This is a genomic window from Klebsiella sp. LY (genome assembly GCF_004010915.1).
Taxonomy (GTDB): domain Bacteria; phylum Pseudomonadota; class Gammaproteobacteria; order Enterobacterales; family Enterobacteriaceae; genus Klebsiella; species Klebsiella quasipneumoniae.
Genome location: NZ_CP022444.1, coordinates 4,847,861 through 4,864,995, shown reverse-complemented (window position 1 = coordinate 4,864,995; position 17,135 = coordinate 4,847,861). Strand labels below are relative to the sequence as shown.

At 59.1% G+C, this 17,135-nt stretch carries 18 protein-coding genes; 7 read left to right on the top strand and 11 right to left on the bottom strand.

Going from position 1 to position 17,135, the window contains the following annotated elements; genetic code table 11:
• Nucleotides 1-8: 8 nt before the first annotated feature.
• The 3 genes from dbpA to zntB all read right to left on the bottom strand — a co-directional run bounded on the left by dbpA (nt 9) and on the right by zntB (nt 2,892).
• Nucleotides 9-1,382, bottom strand: a complete 1,374-nt coding sequence (gene dbpA / locus CE636_RS26905) for an ATP-dependent RNA helicase DbpA (protein ID WP_017898751.1) — start codon at nt 1,380-1,382, stop codon at nt 9-11.
• Between the two features lie 14 nt (nt 1,383-1,396).
• Nucleotides 1,397-1,573, bottom strand: a complete 177-nt coding sequence (locus CE636_RS29595) for a hypothetical protein (protein ID WP_369707506.1) — start codon at nt 1,571-1,573, stop codon at nt 1,397-1,399.
• 335 nt (nt 1,574-1,908) lie between these two features.
• Nucleotides 1,909-2,892: a zinc transporter ZntB gene (gene zntB, locus CE636_RS26895; RefSeq protein WP_004203984.1), complete on the bottom strand. Its 984-nt coding sequence runs from the start codon at nt 2,890-2,892 to the stop codon at nt 1,909-1,911.
• A 278-nt stretch (nt 2,893-3,170) separates the two neighbouring features.
• Between zntB and CE636_RS26890 the strand changes: the two genes are divergently transcribed.
• The 3 genes from CE636_RS26890 to CE636_RS26880 all read left to right on the top strand — a co-directional run bounded on the left by CE636_RS26890 (nt 3,171) and on the right by CE636_RS26880 (nt 5,426).
• Nucleotides 3,171-3,914, top strand: a complete 744-nt coding sequence (locus CE636_RS26890; RefSeq protein ID WP_004203983.1) for a DeoR/GlpR family DNA-binding transcription regulator — start codon at nt 3,171-3,173, stop codon at nt 3,912-3,914.
• Nucleotides 3,877-4,995 carry an oxidoreductase gene (locus CE636_RS26885; protein WP_025999100.1) on the top strand — a complete coding sequence of 373 codons (1,119 nt, stop codon included), beginning with the start codon at nt 3,877-3,879 and terminating at the stop codon, nt 4,993-4,995. Before CE636_RS26890 ends, CE636_RS26885 begins: the two co-directional genes overlap by 38 nt.
• A 236-nt stretch (nt 4,996-5,231) precedes the next feature.
• A complete protein-coding gene (locus CE636_RS26880; RefSeq protein WP_004203980.1) occupies nt 5,232-5,426 on the top strand; it encodes a hypothetical protein in 195 nt (64 codons plus the stop codon).
• A 112-nt stretch (nt 5,427-5,538) separates the two neighbouring features.
• Here CE636_RS26880 and CE636_RS26875 read toward each other — a convergent pair whose 3' ends face one another.
• Nucleotides 5,539-6,288 carry a hypothetical protein gene (locus CE636_RS26875; protein WP_017898753.1) on the bottom strand — a complete coding sequence of 250 codons (750 nt, stop codon included), beginning with the start codon at nt 6,286-6,288 and terminating at the stop codon, nt 5,539-5,541.
• Nucleotides 6,289-6,538: 250 nt separating this feature from the next.
• On the bottom strand, nt 6,539-7,912 hold the full coding sequence (locus CE636_RS26870) for an amino acid permease (RefSeq protein ID WP_017898754.1): 1,374 nt from the start codon (nt 7,910-7,912) through the stop codon (nt 6,539-6,541).
• A gap of 334 nt (nt 7,913-8,246) precedes the next feature.
• Here CE636_RS26870 and CE636_RS26865 point away from each other — a divergent pair, with 334 nt between their 5' ends.
• The 3 genes from CE636_RS26865 (at nt 8,247) to CE636_RS26855 (ending at nt 10,830) form a co-directional block, all read left to right on the top strand.
• Nucleotides 8,247-8,726: an Lrp/AsnC family transcriptional regulator gene (locus tag CE636_RS26865; protein ID WP_002902405.1), complete on the top strand. Its 480-nt coding sequence runs from the start codon at nt 8,247-8,249 to the stop codon at nt 8,724-8,726.
• A gap of 251 nt (nt 8,727-8,977) precedes the next feature.
• Entirely contained in the window at nt 8,978-9,592 is a 615-nt protein-coding gene (locus CE636_RS26860) for a YitT family protein (protein WP_004176405.1), read from the top strand.
• A 38-nt stretch (nt 9,593-9,630) separates the two neighbouring features.
• The gene (locus tag CE636_RS26855; protein WP_017898755.1) at nt 9,631-10,830 is read left to right on the top strand and encodes an amino acid aminotransferase; all 1,200 of its coding nucleotides are present in this window, start codon (nt 9,631-9,633) and stop codon (nt 10,828-10,830) included.
• A 28-nt stretch (nt 10,831-10,858) separates the two neighbouring features.
• Here the strand turns inward: CE636_RS26855 and CE636_RS26850 are convergent, their stop codons facing one another.
• From CE636_RS26850 to CE636_RS26840, 3 genes are read right to left on the bottom strand one after another with little or no spacing between them, the layout of a single operon-like run.
• A complete protein-coding gene (locus tag CE636_RS26850) occupies nt 10,859-11,527 on the bottom strand; it encodes a methionine ABC transporter permease (protein WP_004203975.1) in 669 nt (222 codons plus the stop codon).
• Nucleotides 11,520-12,533 carry a methionine ABC transporter ATP-binding protein gene (locus CE636_RS26845; RefSeq protein WP_004203973.1) on the bottom strand — a complete coding sequence of 338 codons (1,014 nt, stop codon included), beginning with the start codon at nt 12,531-12,533 and terminating at the stop codon, nt 11,520-11,522. Before CE636_RS26845 ends, CE636_RS26850 begins: the two co-directional genes overlap by 8 nt.
• 8 nt (nt 12,534-12,541) lie before the next feature.
• Complete coding sequence (locus CE636_RS26840; protein WP_017898757.1) at nt 12,542-13,345, bottom strand: MetQ/NlpA family ABC transporter substrate-binding protein; 804 nt, start codon at nt 13,343-13,345, stop codon at nt 12,542-12,544.
• Between the two features lie 220 nt (nt 13,346-13,565).
• Between CE636_RS26840 and CE636_RS26835 the strand changes: the two genes are divergently transcribed.
• Nucleotides 13,566-14,741 (top strand): aminotransferase class I/II-fold pyridoxal phosphate-dependent enzyme, encoded by a 1,176-nt coding sequence (locus CE636_RS26835; protein ID WP_017898758.1) that lies wholly within the window; start codon nt 13,566-13,568, stop codon nt 14,739-14,741.
• Nucleotides 14,742-14,760: 19 nt separating this feature from the next.
• Here CE636_RS26835 and CE636_RS26830 read toward each other — a convergent pair whose 3' ends face one another.
• From CE636_RS26830 to CE636_RS26820, 3 genes are all read right to left on the bottom strand, one after another.
• Entirely contained in the window at nt 14,761-15,120 is a 360-nt protein-coding gene (locus CE636_RS26830) for a hypothetical protein (protein ID WP_017898759.1), read from the bottom strand.
• 206 nt (nt 15,121-15,326) lie between these two features.
• Nucleotides 15,327-16,238 (bottom strand): NmrA/HSCARG family protein, encoded by a 912-nt coding sequence (locus CE636_RS26825; protein WP_017898760.1) that lies wholly within the window; start codon nt 16,236-16,238, stop codon nt 15,327-15,329.
• Nucleotides 16,238-17,101 carry an MBL fold metallo-hydrolase gene (locus CE636_RS26820; protein WP_164852377.1) on the bottom strand — a complete coding sequence of 288 codons (864 nt, stop codon included), beginning with the start codon at nt 17,099-17,101 and terminating at the stop codon, nt 16,238-16,240. The genes CE636_RS26825 and CE636_RS26820 overlap by 1 nt, the downstream gene beginning before the upstream one ends.
• Nucleotides 17,102-17,135 lie beyond the last annotated feature (34 nt).

The following is a 17,135-nucleotide window of genomic DNA, read 5'->3' as shown; positions in this document are numbered from 1 at the left end:
TTCTGCCCTTACTTCAGCAGTCGTACGCGGCAGGCTTTGCCTTTGATCTTGCCGTTTCGTAACTGCTTATACGCCTTCTGCGCCATATTCTGGCGGATCGCCACATAGACGTGTGCCGGGTGGACGTTAATTTTGCCGATATCGGCGCCATCAAATCCCATATCACCGGTCAACGCCCCCAGCACATCCCCCGGGCGCATTTTCGCCTTTTTTCCACCGTCGATGCACAGCGTCGCCATCTCCGCCGTCAGCGGCGTGATAGCGTTGCCCGTCGGCGCCGGCAGCCAGTTGAGGGATAACTGCAGCATGTCGGCCAGAATGGTGGCGCGCTGCGCCTCTTCCGGCGCGCAGAAGCTGATAGCCAGACCTTGTTCGCCGGCGCGGGCGGTACGGCCGATGCGGTGCACATGCACTTCCGGATCCCAGGCCAGCTCGAAGTTCACCACCAGCGCGAGAGATTTGATGTCCAGGCCGCGGGCAGCGACATCGGTCGCCACCAGAACCCGGACGCTGCCGTTCGCGAAGCGCACCAGCGTTTGATCGCGGTCGCGCTGCTCGAGGTCACCGTGCAGCGATAATGCGCTCTGCCCGGCGGCGTTGAGCGCATCGCAGACCGCCTGGCAATCGCGCTTGGTATTGCAGAACACCACGCAGGACGCCGGCTGATGCTGGCTGAGCAGACGCTGGAGCAGCGCAATCTTGCCGTGGCGGGAAACTTCAAAGAACTGCTGTTCGATAGCCGGTAACGCATCGACGCTGTCAATCTCAATCGTTTCCGGATGACGCTGCACCCGGCCGCTGATCGCCGCGATTGCCGCAGGCCAGGTGGCGGAAAACAGCAGCGTCTGCCGGTCAGCCGGCGCGAAGCGGATCACCTCGTCGATGGCGTCGCTGAAGCCCATATCGAGCATGCGGTCCGCTTCATCCATCACCAGGGTCTGCAGCGCGTCGAGAGAGACCGTCCCCTTCTGCAGATGATCGAGCAGACGGCCCGGAGTGGCGACGATAATATGCGGGGCGTGCTGCAGTGAATCGCGCTGGGCGCCAAACGGCTGCCCGCCGCAGAGCATCAAAATCTTGATGTTCGGCAGGCAGCGCGCCAGACGGCGCAGCTCGCCGGCAACCTGATCGGCCAGTTCGCGGGTCGGACACAGCACCAGCGACTGGGTCTCAAAGCGCGACGGATCGATATGCTGCAGCAGACCCAGCCCGAAGGCGGCCGTTTTTCCGCTGCCGGTTTTTGCCTGCACGCGCACATCTTTCCCCGCGAGGATCGCCGGCAGGGCGGCGGCCTGAACCGGCGTCATCGACAGATAACCCAGCTCGTTAAGGTTGGCTAATTGGGCGGCAGGTAAAACAGTCAGGGTAGAAAAAGCGGTCACAATGTATTCTCGTATTAAAGGACAGACGATCTGCAGGCGCGTATCCTCGCAGATCTCCGCGCCTGATGCGACAATTTAATCGGCTCTTCATCAGGCGGCGGATCGGGCTGCGGCTGCGGACGCGGTCGTGGATCGGGTAAAGGAACCGGATCGTTCGGCTCGGGCGAGATGGGGATAGACTGGGCTGTCAGCCCTGAAGCGTAATGCATAGTGGCCTCCCGGAAAGTGATACGGGCGTACCCGCAGGCGTAAACGGCCTGAAGACCGTCGGGTGTCTTAGTAAGCGTAGAAGCTGGTCAGGAGAGCGCAAAAAAAAAGCCGACTCAACAAAGTCGGCGTCGTACGAATCAATTGTGCTATGCAGTAATTCAAAAAAGGAAGTAAGACAATATGGAGCGCAACGCCCATCGCTTGACGTTGCATTCACCTGCGAGAGAGATATTGCCCTGAATGGGTAGAGGGTTTATTGATTTCGCTCAAACATTGCCGGGTTTTCCCGGCATCGTCGCTGCTAAAAGGCGATTCTTTACAACCATTTACTGCGATGTAACCACCATGCAACACCACCGATGACAACGACTAACATCAGGCAGAAGAGGCTAAACCCCAGATGCCAGCTGTTACCAGGGATCCCGCCGAGGTTGACGCCGAACAGGCCAGTTAAAAAGGTGCTGGGCAGAAACACCATCGCCATCAAGGACATCGTATAGGTCCGCCGCGCCAGCGACTCCTGCATAATCTGGGCGATCTCATCGCTCATGATCGCCGTGCGGGCGATGCAGCTGTCGATCTCATCCAGCCCGCGCCCCAGCCGCTCGGCGATATCCTGCATCCGCCGCCGCTGATCGTCGCTCATCCACGGCAGGCGCTCGCTGGCCAGCCGGGCGTAAACATCGCGCTGCGGCGCCATATATCGGCGCATCACGATCAGCTGTTTACGCAGCAGGGCAAGGAAACCGCGCGGCGGCACCTGCTGATCGAGCAGGTCGTCTTCGAGGTCGATTATTCGGTCGTGCAGTTGTTCAATAAACTCACTGGCATGATCGGTCAGCGCGTCGCAGACTTCCACCAGCCAGCTGCCGCAGTCCGTCGGCCCATTGCCCTCCTTCAGGTCGCCCAGCACATCGTCGAGCGCCAGCACTTTGCGCTGACGAGTGGAGACGATCAGCCGCTCATCCATATAGAGACGCATCGCCACCAGCTGGTCTGGGCGTTCATCGGTGCTGCCGTTGATGCAGCGCAGGGTGATCAGCGCCCCGTCGCCGATCCGCGTTACCCGCGGTCGGGTGCTCTCGCCTGCCAGGGCATCGCGCACGTTATTGGGCAGTAGCGGGGTGGCCGCCAGCCAGTCGGCGCTGTCGCTATGGGTATAGTTGAGATGCAGCCAGCAGGGCTTCTCTTTGTCGATAATATCGTTATCGGCGAGCGGCTTCACGCCCCCCTGCCCGTCGAGCACCCACGCGAAGATCGCGTCCGGTATCTGCAACTCCGAGCCTTTAATCGCGTCCACTCAACCTCCGTTAATCCATGCCTGTCACATTGCACGCACTCTGTATAAGGTACGCGAAAGCGCGCTTTTTCGCTGTTTATTGCCCGGTGAAAGGGGCTAATCGCTTCATTAAAAAGCGCTTTCCCCAGGGCCGCGCCCACCTTCCTCATTTAACGTTAAAGTGTAGTGAAATCAAGTTCTTCAGGTTTTGCACGCCTCAGTGCGACTTTTTGCGGTTTATTTTGCGACTTTATGCTGTATTATGCCGCTTATTGCGTCAACTTGCGGAGTCTCTCGTCATGCATAAGCTCGCCCGACAAAAACACATCCTCGACCGGCTGAGTGAAACCGGTCAGCTGAGCATCAGCGAACTGGTTGATGCGCTGCAGGTGTCGGCCGATACCATACGCCGGGATCTCAGCGAGCTGGAAAACCAGGGCGTACTGCAGAAAAGCCACGGCGGCGCCATCGCGCTTAACGTCCCGGCGATGACGCGCCAGGGAAGAAACGCCCTGCTCCCCGGAACCAAGCAGCGTCTCGGCCAGCAGGTCGCCGCGCGCATCCCCTCCGGCTCGACGCTGTTTCTCGACGCCGGGAGTACCCTGCTGGCCGTCGCTACCCAGCTGAAAGGCCCCATGACCGTGATCACCGCTTCGCTGGATATCGCCCAGCTGTTTAGTGACCGCGCCGATATCCAGCTCATCCTGCTTGGCGGCCAGTGGGACAGTGAGCAGCGGCTGTTCGCCGGCAGCGCCACGCTGTCGCTGGTGTCGCGCTACCGCGCCGATATCGCGATTCTCGGCGCCTGCGCGTTGCATGCCGAGCTTGGACTGAGCGCCAGCCAGGAGGCCGATGCCGACGTAAAACGCGCCATGCTCGCCGCCAGCGCGGAACACTGGCTGGTGGCGGACCATACCAAAGTCAACCATTGCGAACCCTGGCTGGTGGCCGGTCTCAGCGACATACACCATCTTTTCCTCGATCGTCCCTGGCCTGAGCTGGGGGATGACCCTGCCCTCTCTGTACATATTGCTGACGCTTAACAACGCGGAGAACCTGATGAGTAACAACACGATAAATATCGCCCTGATTGGCTATGGCTTCGTCGGTAAGACCTTCCACGCGCCGCTTATCCGTTCGGTGCCGGGCCTGAACCTGGCCTTCGTCGCCTCGCGTGATGAAGAAAAAGTCAAACGCGACCTGCCGGACGTCACGGTGATCGCCTCCCCGGAAGCGGCGGTCCAGCATCCGGATGTCGATCTGGTGGTCATCGCCTCCCCCAACGCCACGCACGCGCCGCTGGCCCGCCTGGCGCTGAACGCCGGCAAGCATGTGGTGGTGGACAAACCCTTTACCCTTGATATGCAGGAGGCCCGGGAGCTGATCGCCCTGGCGCAGGAGAAACAGCGCCTGCTCTCCGTCTTCCATAACCGCCGCTGGGACAGCGACTATCTCGGGATCCGTCAGGTTATTGAGCAGGGCGCCATCGGCACGGTGAAACATTTTGAGTCCCATTTCGACCGTTTCCGCCCGGAAGTCCGCGTCCGCTGGCGCGAGCAGAACGTTCCCGGCAGCGGCTTATGGTTCGATTTGGGCCCGCACCTGATCGATCAGGCGCTGCAGCTGTTTGGTCTGCCGCAGTCGGTACAGGGCAACATTGCCACCCTGCGCGACGGCGCGGAGATCAACGACTGGGCGCATGTGGTGTTAAACTACCCGGCGCATAAAGCGATCCTCCACTGCAGCATGCTGGTTGCGGGGGGCTCCTCGCGCTTTACCGTGCATGGCGATAAAGGCAGCGTTGTCAAAGCGCGGGCCGACCAGCAGGAGAGCCAGCTGCTGGCGGGTGTGGTACCGGGGAGCGCCGGCTGGGGTCAGGATGATGACAAGCTGGTGATCTATGACGCCTCGCTGCAGGCCCAAACTCAGCCTACCCCGTCGGGCGATCAGCGCCAGTACTATATGCAGATCCGCGACGCGCTGAAGGGCCAGATCGCCAATCCGGTGCCGCCGGTTGAAGCGCTGGCGGTAATGGCCGTTCTGGAAGCGGCGGTGCGTTCCGCGAAAAGCGGCGTGGCGCAAACCCTCGACCTGACCGCCGACGAGCGCAACGCGCTGCGCTAAGCCTGTCGCTACTCCGGTTATCTGCGCGGCCCGCAGGTAACCGGGTCACCGCCCTGACTCCAGAAATAATCACTGCCTGTCAGCAGATTATCCTTTCTTTATCCTGCCTTTTTGCGTAAAGCACCGCTGGAAATTTCAGCCAATTGGGAGGAGGATAGAGAACAGATCGATCGTGATGAGAAAAAGGTTGCTGACGCTGTGGACGCGGTGACCGCAATACCGGACAGGAGAAGCTCATGTACTACACGTTAGGAGATACCACTCTCCATTTTTATCGCTATCAGTGCAAATTTTACGTCGCCCACTGGGAAGGAGGGAACGTGATGGACGAAAAATTTAAACCGTTTATCGAGCAGATCACTGAGAAGACCGGGCTGGACGCAAAGCGCGTCGAGACCGCCGCGCGCGATTATTTTACTAACGTGGATTAACAGGCAGCCTGTTGCTGTATACCAAAGGCCAGGCCGACGCGCCTGCCGTTGATGTTTCCCCTTCCGCCGCCAGGGCCCTCGTTGTCGCTGGCGGCTTTTCTTCCTGCCGGCGCTAAACGGTGGTCAGTTTTGCAAGGATCGCGGCGAAGGTGTCGCTGACGTTATCGCCGGCGAGCATTTTTTTGCGCAAGGTGATACTTCTGCCTGTCGACGGGATGAGCAGCCGGACTTTCGCATCATGACTGCCGCGCTCAGCGAGAACTACCTCGCGCAAAGGAATAATGTAGGTGTCGGCATAGAGACCCGGCGTAAATATCATCGACTCGCCGCTGACGCCAATCACCACCCGATTCTGCAGACGATAGCCGTTGCACAACGCCAGAATACCGGCGGCAATAAATACGCCGCCAATACCCATGCCAATCATTAAGATAATTATCCCGGCGATGAGCGCCAGCGCTCCCTGCGGATAAAAAGCGGATGCATTAAAGGTTAATAGCTGGTGATTATCGTCGCGGCTCATCGCCCCGGTTGTTGACCGCCACGGGGTAAAACCGGCGTTAATCCGCGTTTGAAAGCTGAACAGGCTGCCGACCAGAAAGATCATGCTGATGGGTATCATCACGATACCGCCAATAAAGGCCAGCACAATGGCCAGATAAGGATAGCGGCCAGACAGCATAATGCTGAGCGCCTGAACCACCACGGCGATAAACAGGGCAAGAACCAGCCAGGACCACATGCTGTCCACCCGACTATGGAAATTCAGTTGTCCTTCATCGAGTAATAAATTACGCGCGACAAAACAGATAATAATATTGACGAACAGGCCAATCCAGGCCAGCTTGTGCACATGCTTCATACCCTACTCCATTATGTATTTTACCATTCCATTTCCAGGCATTATAAAATAAAGACTTAATGCCGGCTGGATAGTAGCAAAGCGGTACACAAGATCAATAAAAAGCGCGCGGTCACCTCACATTCTCATTTATATTCAGCGTGATATTGTTAGTTATCATTTATCGTAATTATATAAACCATCCTATATATTGGCGCTATATGTTTTCAGCGCAATAATATCGCCCTGCCGCCTGGCAGGGCGTCGCAGATTAACGCTCCTCCAGCGCCGGCTCCGGCGCGCTTTTCCTGCGCAGCAGATAGCCTGCGGCAAGGATCAGCAGCCATACCGGGATCAGGCAGACGGAGATGCGGATGTCCGGGGTCAGATACATCACCCCGAGGATCCCGGCGAGAAACAGCAGACACAGCCAGTTTGTCAGGGGATAGCCGAAACTCTGGAAAGCCGTTACCTTCCCGGCCCGCTGCATGGCGCGGCGGAACTTAAGATGAGTGATGCAGATCATCGCCCAGTTGATGACCAGGGCGGCCACCACCAGGGCCATCAGCAGGGCAAAGGCTTTCCCGGGCATCACATAGTTAATCACCACGCAAAGCGCCGTGGCGACGGCGGATACCGCCAGGGCGGTCAATGGGATCCCGCGGTGGTTCACTCGCAGCAGCGCACGCGGGGCGTTGCCCTGCTGAGCCAGGCCGAACAGCATCCGGCTGTTGCAGTAGACGCAGCTGTTGTAGACCGACAGCGCGGCGGTGAGCACCACCAGATTGAGGGCGTTGGCCACAATATTGCTGTCAATGGCGTGAAAGATCAGCACAAAAGGGCTTCCCCCTTCCACGACGTTCCGCCACGGGTAGAGTGACAGCAGGACCGCCAGCGACCCCACGTAAAACAGCAAAATCCGGTAGATCACCTGGTTGGTGGCTTTGGGAATGGTTTTATGCGGCTCATCGGCTTCCGCCGCGGTGATCCCCACCAGCTCAAGCCCGCCGAAGGAGAACATGATCACCGCCATGGCCATCACCAAGCCCATGATACCGTTAGGGAAAAATCCCCCGTCCTGCCACAGGTTGGCCACCGTCGCCGCCGGGCCGCCGTGACCGCTAAATAACAGATAGCAGCCAAAGGCGATCATGCTGATGATGGCGGCCACTTTGACAATCGAGAACCAGAACTCCAGCTCGCCATACACTTTGACGTGCGTCAGGTTGATGGCGTTGATCGCCACGAAGAAGATCGCCGCCGACAGCCAGGTGGGTACCTCCGGCCACCAGTACTGAATATAGATCCCCACCGCCGTCAGCTCCGCCATGCTTACCAGCACGTACAACACCCAGTAATTCCAGCCTGACATAAACCCGGCGAAGGGCCCCCAGTAGCGGTTGGCGAAATGGCTGAACGAACCCGCCACCGGCTCCTCTACCACCATTTCGCCAAGCTGACGCATGATAAAGAAGGCGATAACCCCGGCGATGGCGTACCCCAGCAGGACCGAAGGGCCTGCCATACGGATCGTTTGCGCAATACCTAAAAACAGTCCAGTGCCGACCGCCCCCCCGAGGGCGATCAACTGGATGTGGCGGTTTTTTAACCCGCGTTTTAACTGATGCTCTTGCTGCGTTGTCATCTCTGACCTGCCCCTGTCTGTAAAAAGTCACTTTCGCCGGTAGCAACTTTCAGGCCAGCGGATCGCCGCGCAGCGGCAGACAAAAAGTAATTCATTGAATTATATTGAATTATTGTTTTCGCATCAGTTCCGGTAGCTGCTCATCGCGGCGCTGACCTGGCGCATCACACGCGAAAAATGGCCAGATTACGCACAGATCATGAGAAAAAGAGCGACTTAATGCATGAACCTGACCCGTTTTGGTGCATCCGCTTTGCCGCCGTCCGCCCAGGCTTCACGCCAGGCAAAAAACTGTTAGGCTGTTAGCCACTTTTACGTTCCGCTAGTGGCCACTATGTACAACATCGACGACTATGATCTGAAAATTCTTACCCTGCTGCAGGCCAATGGCCGTTTGACCAATCAGGAGCTTAGCGAGCTTATCGGCTTGTCCGCTTCCCAGTGTTCGCGCCGCCGTATCGCCCTTGAACAGGCGCAGCTTATCCTCGGCTATCATGCACGTCTGGCGCCGGATGCCGCCGGGCAGGAGATGCTTGGCCTGATTGAGGTACGCCTGCTGAATCACACCCCGCAATGCGTGGAGAGCTTTCATCAGATGCTCAGTGAAGTGGACGCCATTCTGGACGCCTGGAAAACCACCGGCGACGCCGATTATCTGCTGCGGGTAACGGTCCCGGACCTGCCCGGTCTGAGCCATTTGATCAGCCATATTCTGGCGCAAAACAAAGGGGTGGCCCATCTGAAAACTGCCGTTGTGCTCAACCGCCTGAAAGAGAACGGCCAGCTGATGCCGGGCACGACCCCGCTGCGCTGAACCGGGGCACAGTGCCCTGCGCTGGTGCAGACGCGGGGCCAGACAATGCGCAACAAGCGGCAAATTCGCACAATTCACGCATTAGGAAACCATAAAACGCACGACCCGTGCAATTTTCTCTTCCTGTCAGAACAACAGGTTAGGCTAAACCACGGCTATTTTTTCCACAAACGATCGCCCGGGCACTCTCCGCTGGTGCGATTTTTGCAAACAAGAGCTTATCCTTGTTAACGAAAAGATAGTGCTTATTTATGGATAACGTCCTTTCCCCTGAAAAACTGACTCACACCTGGCTGGAGGATGCCCTGGCGCTGCTGTTCGGCACGCTAATGATCTCCTTTGGTATTATCCTGTTTCGTCAGGCCGGTGCCCTGACCGGCGGGACGGCAGGCATGGCCTTTCTGATCCACTACGCCACCCACCTGCCGTTCGGCGTGGTTTTCTTCGCCATTAATCTGCCCTTCTACTGGCTCTCCGTCCGGCGGATGGGCGCCGCCTTCACGCTGAAAACCTTCTGCGCGGTCGGACTGGTGTCGCTGTTCTCCGACCTGCACGGCTACTTTATCCATGTCGATCGCCTGAACCCCTATTACGCCACCCTCTTCGGCAACATCATGGTCGGTATCGGCTTTGTGGTGCTGTTCCGCCATAAAGCGAGCCTCGGCGGCGTCAATATTCTGGCCCTCTATCTGCAGGATAAAAGCGGCATCCGCGCCGGTAAATTCCAGATGGTGGTGGACGCCTGCATCGTCACCGCCTCGCTGTGGGTGGTTAGCCTGCCGATGCTGCTGGTCTCTGTCCTCGGCGCCGTGATTTTGAATTCGATTATCGCCATGAACCACCGCCCCGGACGCTATGCGGTGTAATGGATTCACCTTTAACGGTCATTTCAGGAGTAACCACTGTGTTCCAGAACGTCGACGCCTACGCGGGCGATCCTATCCTGTCGCTGATGGAAGCCTTTCAACAGGATCCCCGGGCAGACAAAGTTAACCTCAGCATCGGGCTGTACTATAACGAGCAGGCCATCATTCCTCAGCTGGAGGCGGTCCGCCAGGCCGCTGACCGGCTGCAGAGCCAGTTGCAAAAGGCCAGCCTCTATCTGCCGATGGAGGGACTGGCGCCCTATCGCCGCGCGGTCCAGACGCTGCTGTTTGGCGAACATCATCCGGCGTTGCGTGCCGGACGCATCGCCACCATCCAGACGCTGGGCGGCTCCGGCGCGCTGAAGGTGGGCGCGGATTTTCTCAAGCGCTACTTCCCCGACTCCGCGGTCTGGGTCAGCGATCCGACCTGGGAGAACCATGTGGCCATCTTTGCCGGGGCGGGCTTCGAGGTGCATACCTATCCCTGGTTCGACAGCGCCACTCGCGGGGTCAATTTCCCCGCCATGCTTGCCGCCCTCCAGCAGCTCCCGCCGCGCAGCATCGTGCTGCTCCATCCTTGCTGCCATAATCCGACGGGGGCCGATCTCACCCCCGAGCAGTGGGATCGGGTGATTGAGGTGTTGATCGCCCGGGAGCTGATCCCGTTCCTCGATATTGCCTACCAGGGCTTTGGCCGTGGGCTGGATGAAGATGCCTATGCCATCCGCGCCATCGCCAGCGCCGGGCTGACGGCGCTGGTCAGCAACTCGTTCTCGAAGATTTTTTCGCTGTACGGCGAGCGTGTCGGCGGCCTGTCTGTGGTCTGTGACAATGCCGATGCCGCCGGGCGCGTGCTGGGCCAGTTGAAAGCCACCGTGCGCCGCAACTACTCCAGCCCGCCGGGGTTTGGCGCCCAGGTGGTGTCGCAGGTGCTCAACGATCCCGAGCTGAATGCCCTGTGGCAGGAAGAAGTGGAGGCCATGCGCACCCGCATCAGCGCCATGCGCGTCGCGCTGGTGAAATCCCTGCAGACAGCCCTGCCGGCGGAGGATTTTTCCTATCTGCTGACCCAGCGCGGCATGTTCAGTTACACCGGCTTTAGCGCCGATCAGGTAGACATTCTGCGCGAAGAGCACGGCATCTATCTGATCGCCAGCGGTCGGGTCTGTGTGGCCGGGCTCAACCGCGGCAATATTGCGCGGGTAGCCAGCGCCTTCGCCGCGGTCTGCGCACGCTAGCCGGGGCAACCCCGGCGCGGATTAGCGGTTATTCGCGACGCAGCCGGCGAGCCAGGCGGGTACCCAGCGTCTGAATAAGCTGGACAATAACAATCAGCACCAGGGCGGTGGTGAGGGTGGCAAAGGCGTCGAAGCGCTGATAGCCGTAGGTGATCGCCAGATCGCCGATCCCGCCGCCGCCCACCGTTCCCGCCATGGCGGTCGCGCCAAGCAGACCGATGGTCGCGGTGGTAAGGGCCAGAATCAGCGACGCCGCCGCCTCCGGCAGCATAAAGTGCCAGACGGTCTGCAGAGGGGTAGCGCCCATGGCGTCTGCGGCCTCAAGGATCCCCTCATCCACCTCCAGCAGCGAGCTCTCCACCAGCCGGGCAATATAGGGGGCGACAAAAACGATCAGCGGCACGATGGCCCCCGCGGTGCCGATAGTCGTGCCCACCAGCAGCCTGGTGAAGGGCAGGATCACAATCAGCAAAATGATAAACGGCAGCGAGCGCAGCACGTTAATCAGCGGATTCAGCGCCTGATGCACCACCGGGTTGGCCACGATGCCGCCGGGACGGCAAACCACCAGCACAATTCCCAGCGGGACGCCGATCAGCGCGCCAAAGCCCAGTGAGATGGCGACCATAATCAGGGTATCATGCAGCGCCAGCAGAAACTGCTCGCCGGTAATGGCGGTATCAATCAGATCAAACATGGGTGATTTTCACTCCTGCGTCGGCCAGATGGGTGATAGCGCGTTCGGTTTCGTCAGGCTCGCCGAGGAGTTGCACAATCATAAATCCCAGTATCCGGCCCTGAACTTCGGACATGCTGGCAAACAGGATATTCACCTCGACAGCATACTCGCGGATCAGGTGGTTAATGATCGGCTGCCGGGCCGTCGCGCCGATAAATTCGAGGCGTAAAGCCCGGGCGCCGTTATCGCGCTGCAGGAGCGACGCCACCCGCTGCGGCAGGCGATCGTGCACCACCGACTGCACGAAACTGGCGGTGACCGGATGCTGCGGCTGGGCAAAGAGATCGAACACCGTCCCCTGCTCAACAATGCGCCCGGCCTGCATCACCGCCACCTTGTGACAGATTTTCTGGATCACTGACATTTCATGAGTAATCAGCACAATGGTGATGCCATAGCGGCGATTAATCTCCTGCAGCAGCAGTAAGATCTGTACCGTGGTGTGGGGGTCGAGCGCCGAGGTGGCTTCATCACACAGCAGCACCGACGGGTTGGTGGCCAACGCCCGGGCGATACCGACCCGCTGCTTTTGCCCTCCCGACAGCTCATTAGGGTAGCTGTGCATTTTGTCGCTCAGGTCGACAAACGCCAGCAGCTCCGCAACCCGCGCCTGGATAAAGGCCTTGTCGCGGCCCTGCAAAATAAGCGGGATAGCGATGTTATGAAATACCGTTTTCGAATTCAACAGATTAAAATTCTGAAAGATCATGCCGATATCTTTTTTGATCGCCTGCAGTCGCTGGCCGCTGCAGTCCTGTAGCGGCTCACCATTCAACACCACCTCGCCCTCGCCCGGCGTTTCCAGCCGATTAATCAGCCGCAATAAGGTGCTTTTTCCTGCGCCGCTGTAGCCAATAATGCCGAAAATATCGCCCCGGTCGATACTGAGATTAATATCCTGCAGGGCCAGAACCGGATGCCCTTTTCTGGAAAAGGTTTTACTGACATGGCGAAATTCTATCATTGCGTTATTCATTTTAAATAATCAGGCAGCAGGTAACCATCATACTGCGGATGGCTGAGAATATATTTTTTGAAATCGGCAGAGTGATAGCCGTCGATAATATCTTTGGCAAACTGCGCCTTCTGATTTTTACCGGCAACGGTTACGACGTTAATAAAATGGCTGGTGGCGGCCTCCAGCTTTAATGCTGAGGTGAGCGCCATGCCGCTGGAGACGGCGAAATTGCCCTGAATCAGGCCATAGTCGACGTCCGGCAGCGCGCGAACCTGCTGGGCATTGTCCATCTCCTTAAGCACGATTTTATAGGGGTTAGCAACGATATTGCGCTGGGAAAAGGTGGCGGGATCGCTGTCCGGTTTAATCTTCACCCAGCCCAGACTTTCCAGCACCAGCACCGCGCGATATTCGTTCGACGGCTGGTTTGGCACCGACACCACCGTGCCGGCTACCGGGGTGCCCAGGGTGGTCAGTTTACCGCCATACAGGCCCATCGGCGGTGTGGGTACCTGCACAATGCCCACGTTATCGGTCCCCAGCCGCTCATTGATCGCTTTCAGGTATACCGGATGCTGCATAATATTCGCTTCGATATCGCCGCGGGCTACCGCGTCATTGACCTGAATACCGTCGCTAAAATCTTTATATTCGATTTTATACCCTTTACTCAATAAATAGGGGGCGACCCCTTTTTCAAATTGCTCTTTATACGGCCCGGGATTGAAGCCGATACGAATAATTTGATCTGCGGTGGCGTAAAAAGAGGTAGCGGATAACAGGGCGAGCGTCATCCCGAGCGCAACTGACTTGTTCATAAGGTATTTTCCTGGAAGGTTGGCGATATTGAGCGATTAAATCACAGCCGCAAAAGGGTTGTAAGCCAGAACGCCGGATTTCCTTTTGCTTATTCCTCATAACCTTTTGCTATCCCGACATATCCTAAAAATAATCATCCTTTGCAGATATTGTTATTTAGCCAGGCGCCATAAATCCCTTAAAGATGGCAGATTATTGATGACGTAAACCGGGAAAATTATGCCTGATTTTGCTGCTTCACCGCTGGTGGACGCCCTAGAAGAGAATCTGTTCAGCCTGCTGGAAAACCTGGCCGCGGAGGTCAACACCGACATGCTGCCGTTGATCGACCTCTCCAGCGGCAGTCCGGATCAACCCACCCCGCCGGAAGTGATTGACGCGCTGCAGAGCGCCATTCATCGTCGTGAAAACCATGGCTACCCCTCATTCTGGGGCAAGCCGCAGGTCCGCGAAGCGATCGCCCATTTTTATCGTCGCCAGTATGATGTGGAATTCGATCCGCACAGCGAAGTCGCGGTATTTCAGGGCTCGCATATCGGTATTGGCGGCATCCCGCGGGCGCTGCTCCGTCCCGGGCAATACCTCATCTCCACCGATCCCTGCTATCCCATTTATCGCTCAGCGGCGCTGCAGTCCCAGGCGACGTTTTATGGCCTGCCGCTCAGGGCTGAGAACCATTTCCTGCCGGATTTTAACGACCTCCCCCGGGAGGTGGCTGCCAAGGCCGGGCTGGTGGTGCTTAACTATCCGCATAACCCCACCGGCGCCCTCGCCACGCCGGCGCTGTTCGCCAGCGCCCTGCAGTTTGCCCACCGTCACCAGGTGCCGATCCTGCACGATTTTGCCTATGCGGCCATCGGCAGCGCGGCCAGTGACGCGCCGCTGAGCCTTTTCTCTCAGCCCGGCGCGAAGGCGTGGGGAGTGGAAACCTACACCTTCTCCAAGACCTTTAATATGGCCGGCTGGCGCTTCGGCTTCGCGGTCGGCAACGCCTCGATTATTCGGGCATTTAAAAAGCTGCACACCCACAGCTACAGCACGGTGTTTGGCGCGATTCAGGATGCGGCGATCGCCGCGCTCAGCTTGCCGGCAGAACGGATTGCGCAGCTGACGGAGGCGTATCATCAGCGCCGGGAGTGGGTTCTGCGTCGACTGGCCGCGCTGCGCTGGCCGGTTCGTACCGCACAAGGCACGTTCTTCCTCTGGCTGAGCGTGCCGCCCGGGTACCGTTCACAAGAGTTTGCCCGCCTGCTGCTGCAGGAGGCGCATATTCTGGTGGCGCCAGGCACTGGTTTTGGCGAAGGGGGCGAAGGGTTTATCCGCATCAGTCTGACGGCTGGGGACGACGCGCTGAGCAACGCGCTGGACCGTCTCGCCCGGCTGGCGCTGTTTTAGCGCCCGCCTCGCAGAGTCGTTACACCTTCAGGTAGCTCGCCATGCGTTGAATACGCGCGGCGGAATAGTCATAGCAGGCGCTGGCGGGTTTACCCAGTACGCGATATTTGGCGCCATTGTAAAAGGCGGTCTTATTCTCCTCTTCCAGAAAGCGCCGGGAGACGGTGTCGCTGAAAATACGGTCGCCATCCGACTGCGGTTGATAGCGGCTATATTTGACGCTCTCCCACGCCACGCCGATCGGCTTATGATCATAGCCGGTCATACAGAACAGCCGGTTGGAGGCCAGCAGATCGGCCTCGATGGTTTTAAATTCCGCCGCCGTAGCGGCGCAGGTCATGCTTAACAGGCAGGCCGAAGCCCATCGGTAAATTGTCATTATTCAGGCGATCCCAGAGTGTTTCCTCCATTGTAAGCGGCTGAAAATTCTGGATGTTCGCTTTTACCTATCGTTGTGCGTGAAAACCGCTTAAAATTTTACAATCGTACTCCTCGTGAGTTGTCTTAACGACCTGTAGGCCCTCCCTGCGCAGGTCGTCACGCCGGGCCAAACACCGAGACGCCGGCGCAGAGGAGGTATCGCCTTTAACGATTAAACGCCCAGCTGGCCCCGCTGGTCAGCGCCCGCTCGAAGGCGGGACGGCCGGGGCCCGCCAGCCAGCCGGCGAAGGTGTGCAGCTGCGGATGCAGCTGGCGCATGGCGTCGAGGTCGGCGTGCCCGGCCAGCCGCCCGTCGTCCACCAGCCCGGTCAGCTTGTGCAGAAAAGGGCTGGCGGCCAGCACCTCATCGGAAAATCGCGAATAGGGGATCGGCCGTCCCGCCGCCGCGGAGAATAACGCCTCCAGTTGACGGCCTGTCACGCTGTCGCTGGCGATCTCGAACGTCTTGCCGGCAAACCGCGCTGGCGCGGCAAAAACTGCCGCGACTAGATGGCCGATATCCTCCACCGCCAGCACCTGCATCCTCCCCTCTGGCAGCATAAAAAAGTGAAAATGACCTTCATCAAGGCCAAAACCGGGCATCACCAACAGCTCCATAAAGGTGGCGGGACGCACGATGGTCGCCGCCAGCGGCAGGCGGCGGATATGCCGTTCAATTTCCGCTTTGGTGTCATAATGCGCTACGCCGGTGGGCGTCTCCCCCGCCGCGCTGCCGGAGCTGTACACCAGATGCTTCACCCCGCACTCGACGGCGAGGTCGGCGATGGTTATCCCGTAGCGTACCTCCTGCTCATCGGTCACCGTCCCTCCCGGCGAACTGGGCTGGACGCTGAAGACGCCGTCGACCCCGGCCATCGCCGCCCGCATTGTCGCCCGGTCTTCAAAGGTGCCCACGACCAGCTCGGCTCCCCGCGCCGCCAGCGCGACGGCCCCGGCGGAGAAAGGATCCCTGACCAGCGCTCGTACCCGCCAGCCGCGGTGCAGCAGCGCCCCCGCCACCGAGCCGCCCTGCTGGCCGGTGGCGCCAAAAACCAATACGCTCTGGCCATTATTCATCACCGTTCCCCCTCGTCTGCAGATCGTTGTCCGGCGTCTCGCCAGCGATTCTCCCCTGGCCTGTCTTCCTCCAGCCAGCCGCAGGAGGATCCGGGGAAATGGCCGGTGAACCATTGGGCATGATGGCTTGCGCACCATGCCATCATCTCCCGTCGCGAGCGTTCCGCCTGCCGGGGATCGCCGCAGAACGCCGAGTTCCAGTGCGGATGGGTAAACTGGCGCGGGGAATGAAGAAGATCGCCGGAGAAACAGGCGTAATCATCTCCGGCGGCGAGGATCAGCGCGGCATGGTCCGGACTGTGGCCGGGGGTGGGCACAAAGGCGATCCGCCCGCCGACCCGCGGCCGGGCCGCCACATCGAGGGTTTCCAGCAGGCCGGCTTCGATCACCGGCAGCAGGCTGTCGAGCCACAGCGCCCGGTAGCGTTCGCTGTTTTTCACCCGCGTCAGCTCTTTTGCCGAGCACAGGTAGCGGGCGTTGGGGAACAGCGGCACCCAGCGATCGTCCTGCCAGACGGTATTCCATCCGACATGGTCGGTATGCAGGTGGGTCAGTAGCACCAGGGTCACGTCCTCCGGGTTCACTCCCGCGGCGCGGAGATTCTCCAGATACGGCGTGTTAAGTTGATGATAGAGCGGATTGCCGCCGCGCTCCCGACCGTTGCCGGTGGCGGTATCGATAACAATCAGATCGTGGGGAGTCTGTACCACCCAGCTGTGGATCGACAGCGCGATTGGCTGATTATCGGCGTCCGCCTCCGTCGCAGGGAACGCTGCGGGATAGAGCGCCGCCGGCTGCAGGCTAATCTCGCGCTCCGGAACTTTGAATATCAGGCTGTCGCCTGTCTGGTAAGCTTGCATCACTCCCTCCGCGCGCATTGCGCTGGTTGATTTATCG

Coding starts and splice junctions, on each gene's coding strand:
- CE636_RS26890 (WP_004203983.1), top strand. CDS start 3,171: ATGCATAAGCTCGCCCGACAAAAACACATCCTCGACCGGCTGAGTGAA.
- CE636_RS26885 (WP_025999100.1), top strand. CDS start 3,877: ATGACCCTGCCCTCTCTGTACATATTGCTGACGCTTAACAACGCGGAG.
- CE636_RS26880 (WP_004203980.1), top strand. CDS start 5,232: ATGTACTACACGTTAGGAGATACCACTCTCCATTTTTATCGCTATCAG.
- CE636_RS26875 (WP_017898753.1), bottom strand. CDS start 6,288: ATGAAGCATGTGCACAAGCTGGCCTGGATTGGCCTGTTCGTCAATATT.
- CE636_RS26870 (WP_017898754.1), bottom strand. CDS start 7,912: ATGACAACGCAGCAAGAGCATCAGTTAAAACGCGGGTTAAAAAACCGC.
- CE636_RS26865 (WP_002902405.1), top strand. CDS start 8,247: ATGTACAACATCGACGACTATGATCTGAAAATTCTTACCCTGCTGCAG.
- CE636_RS26860 (WP_004176405.1), top strand. CDS start 8,978: ATGGATAACGTCCTTTCCCCTGAAAAACTGACTCACACCTGGCTGGAG.
- CE636_RS26850 (WP_004203975.1), bottom strand. CDS start 11,527: ATGTTTGATCTGATTGATACCGCCATTACCGGCGAGCAGTTTCTGCTG.
- CE636_RS26845 (WP_004203973.1), bottom strand. CDS start 12,533: ATGATAGAATTTCGCCATGTCAGTAAAACCTTTTCCAGAAAAGGGCAT.
- CE636_RS26840 (WP_017898757.1), bottom strand. CDS start 13,345: ATGAACAAGTCAGTTGCGCTCGGGATGACGCTCGCCCTGTTATCCGCT.
- CE636_RS26835 (WP_017898758.1), top strand. CDS start 13,566: ATGCCTGATTTTGCTGCTTCACCGCTGGTGGACGCCCTAGAAGAGAAT.
- CE636_RS26830 (WP_017898759.1), bottom strand. CDS start 15,120: ATGACAATTTACCGATGGGCTTCGGCCTGCCTGTTAAGCATGACCTGC.
- CE636_RS26825 (WP_017898760.1), bottom strand. CDS start 16,238: ATGAATAATGGCCAGAGCGTATTGGTTTTTGGCGCCACCGGCCAGCAG.